Below are 13,496 nucleotides of genomic sequence, written 5' to 3' on the forward strand. Positions count from 1 at the left end.
CATTACCCACTCAGCGAGAGTTAAAATGTTCGTAATCGCGGCGTGTTACCGCAGGTATAGTGGTTCTACATCAAGGTGACACAACAAAGAGTACGGACATTTTAAACTCGCCCTTCGGGAAGGTCTAGCAAGCTTCCTAGCTTCATTCTGGGAATTGAAAGGGAACAGCCATTCCTGCATTCCCACGCTTTGCTAGGAAACTTGCCAGCGCCTTCTGAGTGGGCAATGATCTATGCGGATTGGTATTACACCCACAGCGGCAGCTGTTTCGTTGGCTTAGCCCCTTGTCGTAACGGCCTGAAATAATCTTTATTTTGATAAAACTTCGCATCCTGCGGTGAATGCCATAAAGGCACGCCTAACAAAGGAAGGGGCTTTAAGAGCGGTGTGATCTGAAAAGCATCGAGTGCTGAAATTCGGGCTGACATTGCATCGTCGAGTACGGCGCGTTGTTGCCATTTATCGAGCTCACTAAATCCTTGAGGCACTGAAACCGCGAGCCACTTTCCAGTAAGCCCAATAAACGGGTTCAGCATCATTTCTAAATTCGCATGCCCAAATACATAGGGCGTTACTTCAGCATGCCAACGCCCTCGATTTGCTAGAAATACCTGTTCCCATTCATGGGTGGCCAGTTGCTGTAGGAAAACTTCTAGCGATTCAACGCCACTTGGTCTGGGCTCTTCTATCGCTAGCACCACGCCACATTCATCAAAGTGGGTAATCCGATTGCGACGTGCGGTGCGAGGGTTTACGCCGTACGCCTCGATATCGCTTATATGCAGTTCATTTAATAAGGATTTTGTTTTGGGAAATTGCAGCCAGATCAGTGCATTAAACAAATCGTGCCAGCTTTGCTCTCTGGTAGGGACAACCCCATCTTCACTAATAATCGTTTCATAGTAACGCTGTTCATCTTCTGAAAACTGACTCTGTCCTTTAAATACAGGCCCCGTCCATTGCTTGTGATATCTAGATGTAAGTTCATTAAGCACATCAGGAGATGGAAACTTACTATGACTCGCTAAACCGAGTTCATCTAAAAGAATGGTTACAGGATAACTTGCGTGTTTTTTTAAGTAGTCTTTACAGAAAGGGATTGAGTCTGATTGCATATCAACTATTGGTTCGCTCTGGGGTTTTCTCTATACTGAGCAAGTATTGTAGAGCAAACAGAGACTAACAATGAAAAAAATGTTTTTGCCATTGCTTGTACCTACCCTTCTGGGCGTAAGTGCTTGCACACCTAACAACGACAGCGCGTCACAAAATCAGTCTGCGAAAAAAGAGATGCCTGTGGCGTCTAACTTTGACAGTGTTTACAACAATATTTCAGACGCCGATATTCGCGAGCCATTAAAGGTACTGTCTTCAGATGAGTTTGAGGGCCGTTTACCGACGACTGAAGGCGAAAAGAAAACCATTGAATACTTGGTTAGTGAATTTACCAAAGCGGGACTTAAACCGGGTAACGGGGATAGCTTTTTACAAAAAGTAGCCCTTATGGAAATTACTGCTGACCCAGATATGACCATGACTATTGGCGACAATAACTTCGCGTATAAAGAGCAAATGGTTGCCTCTTCTAAGCGAGAACAGAGCTCAGTGTCGCTCGAAGATTCAGAATTAGTCTTCGTTGGCTATGGTGTGAATGCACCAGAGTACGACTGGAACGACTACGAAGGGTTAGATGTTGAAGGCAAAACCGTCGTCATGCTAATTAATGACCCGGGATTTGAAAATCCAGAAAGTGGTAAGTTTCAAGGCACAACGATGACCTACTACGGTCGTTGGAGCTACAAATATGAAGAAGCGAGCCGTCAGGGCGCTGCTGGCGCCATTATTGTTCACGAAACTGCACCTGCCTCTTACGGCTGGTCAGTTGTTGCTAACAGCTGGAGTGGTCCGCAGTACGGCCTTGTAAGCGCCGACAAAGGAGCAAGCCGTGTGGCTGTTGAAGGTTGGTTAACGTTAGATGCGGCGAAAAAAGTGTTTGCTGATGCAGGGCTCGACTTTGACCAAGAGAAAGCAAACGCCATGCAAGGTCCTTACAACAAAGCAATGGATATCAAAGCATCGGTTACGGTTAACAACACCTTCAAAAAGTCAGAGAGCAACAACGTTATCGCGACTCTGCCGGGCGAAGAGTTTCCTGATGAGCATATTATCTACACGGCACATTGGGATCATTTAGGTAAAGATGAGAGCAAAGAAGGCGACCAAATCTATAATGGCGCTCATGATAATGCCACGGGCACTGCGGCTATTCTAGCCATGGCCAAAGCATACTCAGAGTTGACGCCTGCACCAAAACGCTCGGTATCATTTTTAGTAGTAACTGCTGAAGAACAAGGGCTGTTAGGCAGTAAATATTATGCAAGCAATCCTGTTATTCCGATTGAAAATACGGTTGCTAATATCAACATGGACGCAATGAACGTATTAGGTAAGACCAAAAACGTTGCCGTTGTAGGCATGGGTAAGTCAGAAATGGAAGACTATCTTGAAGCCGCTGCGGCTAAGCAAGGTCGTACACTGACTCAAGAAGACAGACCAGAAGCTGGGTACTACTACCGCTCAGATCACTTCAGCTTTGCCAAGCAAGGTGTTCCAGCACTGTACGCTGAAGGCGGAAATGAACCAGCAGATGAAGAGACAGCCAAATACAGAAAACGTATGAATGTCATTGTTACGGGCTGTTATCATCAAGTGTGCGATCAGTATCGTGACGATTGGGATTTAAGCGGTATCGTGCAAGACACACAAATGCTGTTTGATGTGGGTGTAGGTGTTGCAAATGCAGAGGCTTGGCCGAAGTGGAATGAAGCAAGCGAGTTCCAGCGCCAAAACTAAATCACCTTGACGTAAAAACGCAAAGAAGGCCGCGTCTTCTTTATCGTTAATAAAGGGTTTCTTCGTGAAACCCTTTTTTATTGACCCGCATTAATTTACTACCCTCTACATTTGAACTCACTTCCCTCTATATTAAGCACTGCTTACCGCATTCATAAGCTTACCTTTGCATGGAATTAGGATAAAAATGTTAATAAACGGCTATTTTGGGATAAATGGAATAAGAATTTCCATTTTCTCATCATAATGTACTTGCAATTTCCTGTCAGACTGGCACATTCAGGGGCACGCGAATAAGAATAACAACAAATCATCGCCCACTCGTACGCGAGTACCGACAGAAAAAACTTCTATTATTTTTTTCAACAAGTGAACAGAGAGAATCCGTTATATGTGTGGTATTTTCGGTATCCTTGATATCAAAACCGATGTGTCTGAACTCAGAACCCAAGCCCTCGATTTATCAAAACTTTTGCGCCACCGTGGCCCTGACTGGTCGGGTATCTGGAATAATGACAATACCATTCTTTGTCACGAAAGATTGGCGATTGTCGACGTTGATACAGGGGCGCAGCCTCTTATCAGCCAAAACGATAAACAAATTCTTGCCGTTAACGGCGAGATTTACAACCACAAGCAACTTGCTGCTAATCTAGATGAGCCGTATCCATTTAAAACCCGTTCTGATTGCGAAGTTATTCTTCCGCTTTTTCAGCAAAAAGGCATCGACTTTATCGATGAACTAGAGGGTATGTTTGCGTTCATTCTATACGATGAAGAACAAGACGCTTACCTTATTGCCCGCGACCATATTGGTATTATTCCGCTTTATACCGGTTACGATGAACACGGTAACTTCTATGTTTCATCTGAAATGAAAGCGTTAGCAGGCGTATGTAAGACAATCAGTGAGTTCCCTCCTGGCCACTACCTGTGGAGCAAAGAAGGTAAAATTACCAAGTACTACAAACGCGACTGGATGGAATACGACAACGTAAAAGACAACACCAGCAACCTAGAAGAGCTACGTGTAGCATTCGAGAAAGCTGTGAAGTCACACATGATGTCTGACGTTCCATACGCTGTACTTCTATCGGGCGGTTTGGACTCTTCACTGGTTTCAGCTGTCGCTGCGCAGTACGTTGCAAAGCGCGTTGAAGACGAAGACAAGACAGATGCATGGTGGCCTCGCCTGCACAGTTTTGCTGTGGGTCTTGAAGGAGCACCTGACCTTAAGGCAGCGAAGAAAGTGGCCGACATGATTGGCACCGTACACCATGAAATTCACTTTACCATTCAAGAAGGTTTAGATGCCATCCGTGATGTTATCTATCACTTGGAAACCTACGATACAACAACGATCCGCGCCGCTACTCCAATGTACTTAATGACACGCAAGATTAAAGCGATGGGCATTAAAATGGTGCTATCGGGTGAAGGTTCTGATGAAATTTTTGGTGGTTACCTGTATTTCCATAAAGCGCCAAACGCCAAAGAATTCCACGAAGAAACGGTACGTAAACTTGATCGTCTACATATGTTTGACTGTGCGCGTGCTAACAAAGCCACATCGGCATGGGGTGTAGAAGCTCGTGTTCCATTCTTAGATAAGAACTTCATTGACGTAGCTATGCGTTTAAACCCACAAGACAAAATGTGTCTAGATGGAAAAATGGAGAAGTGGATCCTTCGTAAAGCGTTTGATAACGGAGAAACGCTTCCAGCAGAAGTACTGTGGCGCCAAAAAGAGCAGTTTGGTGATGGTGTAGGTTATTCGTGGATTGATTCAATTCGCGATTTCGTTGAAAACGAAGTGACTGATCAGCAACTTGCGACAGCGGAATTCCGCTTCCCAGTTAACACACCAGACACCAAAGAAGGCTACTACTACCGCACTATTTTCGAGAGCTACTTTCCTCAAGAAAGTGCGGCGCGCTGTGTGCCAGGCGGTAAATCTATTGCGTGTAGTACAGCAGAAGCACTTGAGTGGGATGAGAGCTTTAAAAACAACGCAGATCCTTCTGGCCGTTCGATGAAAGGCGTCCACGCTGGCGAGTCTTAATAGACAATCGTACAAGCAGAGCTAACATTTAAAAAAAACGCGGCCTAAGCCGCGTTTTTTATTGTCTATTTATTCTTTTGAAGCTTCTGTTTTTGGTTTATACCATAAAGCAGAATTAGTAAGAGGGGTCTCAATGGGTAATAACGGATTTTCGAGAGTGAAAATTTTACGCTCATTAACCCCTAAAGACGCTAAGATTGGGGCGTACGTAGATTCAAATAACGCATCAAAAGAGCCATCTTCAATGGCTCTGTCAAGGCCTGTTTCAATAAGATTCGCTAACGTCTTATTACTTGAACTTACAAAGTAATACATAGCTGTGGGGTAATACAGCGCCATTGAAGGCTCAAGGTAAAGGTTGTTACGACGACCTTCCACCTCCAGCTCTGCGTCCACTTCCATAACAGAACGAGGAAAGAAGTCTCCTTTACCTTGTTTAATCATGTCATACGCTTCGCGAAACTCAGGCACAGTAAACACGTTAAACCCGTTGGCTTGAAGAATTTTGGTGTCCGGCCATTCTTCACCCTGAATGGGTATAAGTTTACGCATGTCGGTCAGCGATAAGACATCGTCGAACTTCGTCTTTTTATTTTCGTTAATAACGAAAACACGAAGACCTATAAGCCCTTTTGCGATTGGAATACGAATCGGGGTCAGTTCCTTCTCGCGCTGGCTGTCCGTCATACTCCATACTACGTTAACTTCTCTGTTTTCACGCAGCTGACGCATCGCTTTGCCCGTCAGCAATATACGATCAGAAGGGCGTAGCTCATAATTTACGCCGGTTTTATCGAGCGCAAGTTTAAGCAGTGCTATCGGATATTGAGCACGGGCATCTGAGTCGTCAATCGGACGCGGATAAGTGATTGTCCAAGTAGCGGCCTCAACCATTGATGCAGCAGTAAAAGAACATAAAGCGACGGCCGCTATCACGGCTTTTTTTAGCAGATTAAAGCTATGCATCTTCTTTATGTCCTTTGTTAATTTGAATACTTAAGCGCAAGACGTGTTTGCCACAAAGGCGGCGCATTTCAAACACTTATTCAATACCAATGTATTTATGTGTTTGTAAAGATAGCCGCCAGTTACGTTCAATACAAGTACGCACTGCAAGTTCTGTGGCTCTCTTTTGCTGGCTAATTGGTTGTAAACAAACCTGTTTTCCGTCTAATGACGATACATTAGCAAGCAGCGCATCAAGCTCGTCAATATGCGTTTGCATTGCGATGGGGTGCTTGATTTCATTCGCTCTTTCAAGCGCACTTACTAAGACGTCATATCCGCCTTTCATGTTTATTTTAGGAGAAACCGTCACATACGTACGCGTGTCACAAAGTACCTCAAAAGTACCGCTGGTCTCTATTTGTGTTGTGTATCCGTTGTCGTGAAGTAGGCTCGTCAGAGGACGTAGGTCGTACATACATGGCTCACCGCCGGTAATAACCACATGCTTTGCCACATAGCCTTGTTTCCCAAACTCAGCCAGCAAAGCCTCCTCACTGGAGATGAAATAGGTTTCAGACTCTTCGCCTTTTGTGATCACAGCTTGTGGCGACACACTCAAGTCAGGCTTAATTTCCCACGTATGTTTTGTATCACACCATGGACAGCCCACAGGACAGCCTTGTAAACGAACAAAGATAGAGGGAATACCAGTGTGAGCACCTTCACCCTGGATAGTTTCAAACATCTCATTGATGTTTAATGTGGACATTACAGACAATTTGACACCCTTTAACGATTGTATGTTGGGATTTTACCAAGGATCACATAAAATTCGGGCATAATTTCTTAAATCTTCGAAAAACTATGTCAGAAAACGTTGTTGTTATCTATTCAGGAGGCATGGACTCCTTCACAGTGCTTCATAAAGCACTTAAAGCAGGCAAAAAAGTTCATGCACTGAGCTTTAACTACGGACAACGCCACAAGAAAGAACTCGATTATGCTGCCAACGTGTGTAACTCGCTTAACGTTCCCCACAAAATTGTAGATATTAGCGCCATAAATACGCTCATCGGGGGTTCAGCGTTAACCTCAGATATCGAAGTTCCAGAAGGCCACTATGAAGAGCCAAGCATGAAACAAACCGTGGTGCCCAATCGCAACATGATTTTGTTATCGCTGGCCGTTGGCTACGCGGTCAGTTTAGACGCTAACGAAGTATACTATGGCGCTCACTCTGGCGATCATGCCATTTACCCAGACTGCCGCCCTGAGTTTGTTCATAAAATGAATGATGTGTGCGGCATTGCGAACTATACACCGGTTACGATTATGACGCCTTATATCGACGACAGCAAAACCGCTATCTTGACCGATGGTCTGTCAATGGGACTGGATTACGGCCAAACGTGGACCTGTTACAACGGCAGAGAGAAAGCATGCGGAAAATGCGGTGCGTGCGAAGAGCGCTTAGAGGCGTTCAAGGAAAATAACGCCGTCGATCCTCTAGAATACGAATAGCGTAATCTGAAATAAAAACACCTCTTATTGTATATAAACGCTTTAATCCAAGCATTTATAAACAATAAGAGGTGTGATCGCAGGTGCTTGTTGCTACTACTTTTGACTCTCTGAAATAAAGTAGCTCAATTCTTTAATACAGTGACGTAATACCGGGTTTAATCGCGTATTTTTTCCATTCATCACAAACAGTTCGTGACTAAATTTAAATAAGCTCCCTTTTGCAATAGGTACAAGCCCAAGTGCTGCGCCCTGCTCTTTTGCCATATAGTCTGGCAGCAAACCAACATATTCACCGGTCATAATCGCAGACATCGCTGCATCAAATGAGTCTGAGAAAGTTTGAATCGATAATCTGGTTTCATCTTCAATGTAGTTTGCCGACGACAATCCAGAAATACCAATGGCAGGATAATCACCAATTTTCACGCCTTCTGGTAAATCAGTATCGCGATACTTTGCCAGAGGATGTGTAGGCGCACAGTACAATCGCCCTTCAGTTTTAATGCCGACAGGATGAAAGGTTACTGATTCCGGTTTGACCATATCATAGGTTGAAACAACGAGGTGGCACTCACCAGATAGAGCGACATGCTCAACTTCATTGTATAAACGAGTTTGGATATTAACGTGAATATCGTCAAACTTCTTCATTGTACTTTTAACCGCTTTACTTACGGCCAAGTGCATAGAAAGTGGAAGACCAGCCATTAAGACCAAAGTGATATGGCCTGAGTAGTCATCATGAAGCGATTTCAGATTGAAGACAAAATTGTCGAAGGCATTAAAGATGCGTTTGGTTTCTTGGAAAACCACCTCACCCTCTTTTGTCATTTGAAAGCCACCACGACCGCGATGACATAACACCAAATCTAAACGTTCTTCCAGTTTTTTGATGGCTGCACTGATGTTGGGTCGTTGCATACGCAACACGGGTTCTGCCGCAGTAAATCCGTTGCAGCTCGCTACAGCGTAAAACACACGCAGTAGCTTTATATCTGACTCCTGAAGACGATTAAGCATATTAGCACCTGTTTATAGGTATAGTTATCGATACTCAACTTAGAACTATATTCAACTAATTGTGCTATTACAACGACATTTTGCGGCTTTTCATCTCATTTTTTATTAAAAATTTGAGTTTTGTGCTACCCAAAAACTGACGTCAAGTGGCATTGTCCACAGGAAAAAAGGGGGATTTTCTTACATCAAAAGGAAAAATGCTGTAGTGAGTTATCCGGTTTTATACGGAAAGAACCCACATACAGCCTCAGCTAGCGGGACACATCGTCATTTTTAAGAGAGTGTAACAACTTGCTTTCGAAGTGCTTCAATATCGTCACGCAATGATGCTGCTTTTTCAAACTCAAGCTCACGCGCATATTCAAACATCTGCTTTTCAAGCTCCGTGATTTGGTCCATTAATTCAGTAGCACTTGCTGTTTTCTGTTGCTTCTTCTTCTCTTCAACTTTGCGCAGTCTGACTTTTCCAGACGCAGGGTGCGCGCTGTCGCCTAAGTCCATAATATCGGTAATAGGCTTGTTAAGTCGCATCGGCGTTATACCATTTGCCTCATTATGCGCCATTTGCTTCTCACGACGGCGTTCAGTCTCGTCCATCGCTTTTTTCATCGACTTGGTAATACTGTCAGCGTACAAAATAGCTTTACCATTCACGTGACGCGCGGCTCTACCAATAGTCTGAATTAATGAACGCTCGGCTCGCAAAAAGCCTTCTTTATCGGCATCTAAAATCGCCACCAGTGACACTTCCGGCATATCTAAACCTTCACGTAAAAGGTTAATACCTACCAACACGTCGAATTTACCCAGTCGCAAGTCTCGGATTATTTCAATTCGCTCTACGGTATCGATATCCGAATGCAGATAACGAACTTTAACGCCGTGCTCATTTAAATACTCGCTTAAATCTTCAGCCATACGCTTGGTTAAGGTAGTAATAAGCACACGTTCGTCAAGCTCTACCCGCTTTTGAATTTCAGACAAGACATCATCAACCTGAGTGGCTACAGGACGTACTTCAATAACAGGGTCTAGCAGACCCGTTGGACGCACAACCTGCTCTACTATCTCACCGTCAGTTTTCTTTAATTCATAATCGCCTGGCGTCGCAGAAACATAGATGGTTTGGGGGCAAATCTGTTCAAATTCTTCAAACTTAAGCGGACGATTGTCCAACGCCGACGGCAGCCTGAAACCAAATTCCACCAAGGTCTCTTTTCTAGAGCGATCCCCGCGATACATTGCTCCTACTTGAGAGACAGTTACGTGAGACTCATCGATAAACATTAGGCCATCTGCTGGAAAATAGTCCAATAAGGTTGGAGGTGGTTCGCCCGGTGCTCTTCCTGAAAGATAGCGAGAGTAATTCTCGATCCCAGAACAATAGCCAAGCTCCATCATCATTTCGATATCGAACTGGGTGCGCTGTGAAATACGCTGCTCTTCAATCAGCTTATTCGCCTCTTGAAGTTGCTTTTTGCGATCGCCAAGTTCTTCCTTGATATGCTCAATAGCATTGAGGATTTTCTCTCGAGGGGTTACATAGTGCGTTTTAGGAAAAACCGTTGCTCGAATAACTGACTTATCGACAGCCCCGGTTAGCGGGTCGAACAGACTAATTTTATCTATTTCATCGTCAAAAAGCTCGACCCTTACGGCTTGCTTTTCAGAGTCCGCAGGGAAAATATCTATAACATCGCCACGCACACGGAACGTACCCCTTTCAAACGCTAAATCGTTACGCTTGTACTGCAGTTCTGCAAGGCGACGTAAAATGTCACGTTGGTCCATGGTGTCGCCCTGGCGAAGGTGCAATAGCATCTTCATGTAGGATTCAGGGTCACCCAAACCATAAATAGCCGACACACTCGCTACAATGACTACGTCTCTGCGCTCCATCAACGCTTTAGTGGCGGACAGTCGCATTTGTTCAATATGATCATTGATTGACGCGTCTTTCTCAATAAAGGTATCTGTACTTGGAACGTAGGCTTCTGGCTGATAATAATCGTAATATGAAACGAAGTACTCTACGGCGTTATTGGGGAAGAATTCTTTCATCTCACCGTAAAGCTGAGCCGCTAATGTTTTGTTGTGTGCAAGAATAAGCGTTGGCCTCTGCACTTCTTTAATGACATTAGCCATGGTAAAGGTTTTACCCGACCCCGTAACACCAAGCAGTGTTTGGCCGGCCAAGCCACTTTCTAGGCCATCCACCAAAGCTTCTATTGCTTTTGGCTGGTCGCCTGCTGGCTTGTATTTAGAATGAAGCTCAAACCCTCTACTCATTTACTTAACCTTTTCTTTAGCTTACTGCTTAACATCTTGCTTGCGGTCAAACTACTCAACATTAAAAACGCACAGCCTTAGATAGCCGCTCTGGTATTAGCTGTGCTCAGACGTTTCTTTATCTGATTCAAACTGAGTAATCGCACGTTTGAAAACAACAAATGAAACACACGCCATTGCAATATTGGCAATGACCGTTCCTGCAAATAACCCTTTCAGTTCAAATAGAAAACTACCCGCAACGCTGATAGGTACGAAGAAAACAAATAAGCGGATGACACTTAACGTTAATGCCGTCATTGGGCGATGCATAGCATTCAACGAAGAGTTAGTCAGAATGATAATGCCTTGCATGCCATAACCCAGCGGTACAATCATAAGAAACAGCTGTATTAGTACGCTTACCTCTGCTTCATTAGCAAAGGCGACGGCTATCCAGCTAGATAGTCCCCACATGACAAGAAAAATGGCGAACTGCCAAACCAGAACAAATTTCAATGTAAGCGAATATGCCGTTTTTACCCGTTCTACTTGGCCTGCCCCAACGTTTTGACTGATAAATGGAGGCAGTGTCATGGAAAGTGCTAGCACAACAATACTTGCAATAGACTCCATTCTATTTCCCACTCCCCACGCTGCTACCGCTTCAGCACCGTAACCAGCAACTACAGCTGTCATCACGCCACCGGCAACGGGGGTAAGCATATTTGCACCCGCCGCAGGTAGTCCTATTTTAAGAATTTCACGGCTGCTATCACGCAACTCGGCAAGTGTCAGCAGTCGAGGCAACATCAACTTTCGACGAACGGCTAAAATATAAAGAATCCATAATGCACCAACTATCCACGCTATAAAGGTAGCGAGTGCCGCACCTTTTATTCCCATTGCCGGAATGGGCCCAAGTCCGAAAATGAAAATAGGATCAAGCAACGCGTTTAATCCGCCGCCTGCCGCCATAACAATACTGGGTGTGCGGGTATCGCCACACGCTCGCAGCACACTATTGCCAACCATCGGCATAGCAAGAAAGATGCTCGACAAGTACCATAGCCCCATATAGTCAGATATGTACGGCATGAGATTGTCTGTTGCATTAAGCAACTTAAACACAGGCTCTATGGTGAAAAAGCCAATTGCAGCTAGTGCACCCACAAGCAAAACGGACAGCATTAATGAACCCGTCGCATAATGTTGAGACTTGGTTATTTCTTTACTGCCCTGTAACTTGCCTATAATTGCAGAGGTACCAATACCTAAACCTATGTTTAGGCTTATTACGGTAAAAGTAACGGGAAAGGTAAAACTAATAGCGGCTAAAGGGTCGGTGCCCAACAAGCTCACAAAAAAGGTATCGATAAGTCCAAAGCTCATCATCATTACCATTCCCAGTATCATGGGAATAGTCATACGCTTTAACGTAGTACCTATATCTCCTTCCAATAAGTCGGAAGTACGTTGTTTAGCGTTACTTTTTATCACTTGAGCTCCGGCAAACTAAAATCCCCTCATCAATTGCGCGTTAGTGTAAAAGAGTGAACACTATTTAGCTATGCGTATTCGACAAACAAAACAAAGCATAAGAGGGTTGTATGAAAAGCGATGTTTTTGACAAAAGTACGTGCGATGACCCATTTCGCTGGCTACGCCACAAAACTACGAGTTTTTTGTAAAAATAAATCAAAACACGTGCGTATGTGTTCATTACAGTTTAATTTCTATCCTGTTTCACTTTTAATATGCAGGCAAAACGTCTCGGGCGCATCTAGCTATCCAAATAGAGCGTTTAAAAGACACACAAAAATGTTAACAAAATGTAAGGTATTGAGAATTAAGATGGATTTCATTGAATAGCATTTAGGCATTCGTTGAATTAACACACAAGCTACTTTTTGTTCAACCGATCTATTCCGATCGAGAAACAAGATCAAAAAAAACACCCTAAACCCCTGTATTAAAAAGATTATCCACTCAAAAACGCCATAACCTCATTAGATCAATACGTACGCGATCTCGTAAATAACTACAGCGATTCTAAGCTATCAACATAGTTATCCACAGATTTAGTGGATAACTAACGCCAGACCATATTCGGCGGGATTTCGTGCTCGATTAATTTCTCAGCACGTAAGTGGTGACTAACCTTTTAATCCTCAGGTACAGGTTACAGATTTATTAAAGCCTGTACATAATACCAGTATGGAAGCGCTTTTTTATTCTATTTAGTTATACCCTTTAACTTTAGTGAGATATATAAGAAAACGAGATGGGTAAAACTATCAATTACTAAAACAACCTCTTGTTCATAAGCGATGAGGGAATAATGTGCAGTTATTAACCATCATTTTCTCAGCATTGACGACAAAATGAACATAAAAGCCGTAAAAAGCTATTTTTTGCGCAGTCAGCACAAATATTTCATTTATGTTGTTGACAGTTCCTAAGTACGTCTTTAATATTCGCCTCCGTTGAAGCACAGGTCCCCCTTAGCTCAGTTGGTTAGAGCGACGGACTGTTAATCCGCAGGTCCCCCGTTCGAGTCGGGGAGGGGGAGCCAACTTCAGCAAACAACTTAGGTGTCGATTCCCCCTTAGCTCAGTTGGTTAGAGCGACGGACTGTTAATCCGCAGGTCCCCCGTTCGAGTCGGGGAGGGGGAGCCACTTAGTTGGCTCTTAATCGCCTCACCCACTTCATTCTATTTTAATTCCTAAAACAACGCGTTTAGACATTAAATAACCCTAATTCAATCAAGTTGTTAAACCCGTTCTAAAAAGGGATAATAGGCCTAATCTGTTTTTCTTT

Annotated in this window: 9 protein-coding genes and 2 tRNA genes; 5 read left to right on the top strand and 6 right to left on the bottom strand. The window is 43.9% G+C overall.

All coding sequences use genetic code 11. The annotated features are described in order from the left end of the window. Window positions 1-245 precede the first annotated feature (245 nt). Window positions 246-1,115 (bottom strand): DUF3025 domain-containing protein, encoded by an 870-nt coding sequence (locus tag ACFI6L_RS18275; RefSeq protein WP_462574578.1) that lies wholly within the window; start codon window positions 1,113-1,115, stop codon window positions 246-248. Between the two features lie 70 nt (window positions 1,116-1,185). On the opposite strand from ACFI6L_RS18275, the gene ACFI6L_RS18280 reads away from it, so the two are divergent. Further along, complete coding sequence (locus tag ACFI6L_RS18280; RefSeq protein ID WP_061485167.1) at window positions 1,186-2,853, top strand: M28 family metallopeptidase; 1,668 nt, start codon at window positions 1,186-1,188, stop codon at window positions 2,851-2,853. 391 nt (window positions 2,854-3,244) lie between these two features. Beyond that, window positions 3,245-4,915 carry an asparagine synthase B gene (gene asnB / locus ACFI6L_RS18285; RefSeq protein ID WP_014948790.1) on the top strand — a complete coding sequence of 557 codons (1,671 nt, stop codon included), beginning with the start codon at window positions 3,245-3,247 and terminating at the stop codon, window positions 4,913-4,915. A gap of 69 nt (window positions 4,916-4,984) precedes the next feature. Here the strand turns inward: asnB and ACFI6L_RS18290 are convergent, their stop codons facing one another. Then, window positions 4,985-5,881, bottom strand: a complete 897-nt coding sequence (locus tag ACFI6L_RS18290; RefSeq protein WP_061485163.1) for a type 2 periplasmic-binding domain-containing protein — start codon at window positions 5,879-5,881, stop codon at window positions 4,985-4,987. A gap of 76 nt (window positions 5,882-5,957) precedes the next feature. Continuing rightward, window positions 5,958-6,632 (bottom strand): 7-carboxy-7-deazaguanine synthase QueE, encoded by a 675-nt coding sequence (queE, locus tag ACFI6L_RS18295; protein ID WP_061485161.1) that lies wholly within the window; start codon window positions 6,630-6,632, stop codon window positions 5,958-5,960. A gap of 95 nt (window positions 6,633-6,727) precedes the next feature. Here queE and queC point away from each other — a divergent pair, with 95 nt between their 5' ends. Continuing rightward, the gene (queC, locus tag ACFI6L_RS18300; RefSeq protein WP_014975995.1) at window positions 6,728-7,384 is read left to right on the top strand and encodes a 7-cyano-7-deazaguanine synthase QueC; all 657 of its coding nucleotides are present in this window, start codon (window positions 6,728-6,730) and stop codon (window positions 7,382-7,384) included. A gap of 96 nt (window positions 7,385-7,480) precedes the next feature. Here the strand turns inward: queC and ACFI6L_RS18305 are convergent, their stop codons facing one another. The 3 genes from ACFI6L_RS18305 to ACFI6L_RS18315 all read right to left on the bottom strand — a co-directional run bounded on the left by ACFI6L_RS18305 (window position 7,481) and on the right by ACFI6L_RS18315 (window position 12,175). Further along, a complete protein-coding gene (locus ACFI6L_RS18305) occupies window positions 7,481-8,407 on the bottom strand; it encodes a LysR family transcriptional regulator (RefSeq protein WP_014948786.1) in 927 nt (308 codons plus the stop codon). A gap of 273 nt (window positions 8,408-8,680) precedes the next feature. Next, window positions 8,681-10,696 carry an excinuclease ABC subunit UvrB gene (gene uvrB, locus ACFI6L_RS18310; RefSeq protein ID WP_014948785.1) on the bottom strand — a complete coding sequence of 672 codons (2,016 nt, stop codon included), beginning with the start codon at window positions 10,694-10,696 and terminating at the stop codon, window positions 8,681-8,683. A gap of 96 nt (window positions 10,697-10,792) precedes the next feature. Next, window positions 10,793-12,175, bottom strand: a complete 1,383-nt coding sequence (locus ACFI6L_RS18315; protein WP_039226571.1) for an MATE family efflux transporter — start codon at window positions 12,173-12,175, stop codon at window positions 10,793-10,795. A 998-nt stretch (window positions 12,176-13,173) separates the two neighbouring features. Between ACFI6L_RS18315 and ACFI6L_RS18320 the strand changes: the two genes are divergently transcribed. Continuing rightward, window positions 13,174-13,250, top strand: a tRNA-Asn gene (locus ACFI6L_RS18320). Between the two features lie 27 nt (window positions 13,251-13,277). Beyond that, window positions 13,278-13,354, top strand: a tRNA-Asn gene (locus ACFI6L_RS18325). Window positions 13,355-13,496: the final 142 nt, after the last annotated feature.

The sequence above is a fragment of the Alteromonas sp. G4i35 genome (genome assembly GCF_054960375.1).

What these genes read in the sequence shown, in the direction of transcription:
- ACFI6L_RS18275 (WP_462574578.1), bottom strand. Translation starts at nt 1,115, where the DNA reads ATGCAATCAGACTCAATCCCTTTCTGTAAAGACTACTTAAAAAAACAC.
- uvrB (WP_014948785.1), bottom strand. Translation starts at nt 10,696, where the DNA reads ATGAGTAGAGGGTTTGAGCTTCATTCTAAATACAAGCCAGCAGGCGAC.
- ACFI6L_RS18280 (WP_061485167.1), top strand. Translation starts at nt 1,186, where the DNA reads ATGAAAAAAATGTTTTTGCCATTGCTTGTACCTACCCTTCTGGGCGTA.
- ACFI6L_RS18290 (WP_061485163.1), bottom strand. Translation starts at nt 5,881, where the DNA reads ATGCATAGCTTTAATCTGCTAAAAAAAGCCGTGATAGCGGCCGTCGCT.
- queE (WP_061485161.1), bottom strand. Translation starts at nt 6,632, where the DNA reads ATGTCCACATTAAACATCAATGAGATGTTTGAAACTATCCAGGGTGAA.
- ACFI6L_RS18305 (WP_014948786.1), bottom strand. Translation starts at nt 8,407, where the DNA reads ATGCTTAATCGTCTTCAGGAGTCAGATATAAAGCTACTGCGTGTGTTT.
- queC (WP_014975995.1), top strand. Translation starts at nt 6,728, where the DNA reads ATGTCAGAAAACGTTGTTGTTATCTATTCAGGAGGCATGGACTCCTTC.
- asnB (WP_014948790.1), top strand. Translation starts at nt 3,245, where the DNA reads ATGTGTGGTATTTTCGGTATCCTTGATATCAAAACCGATGTGTCTGAA.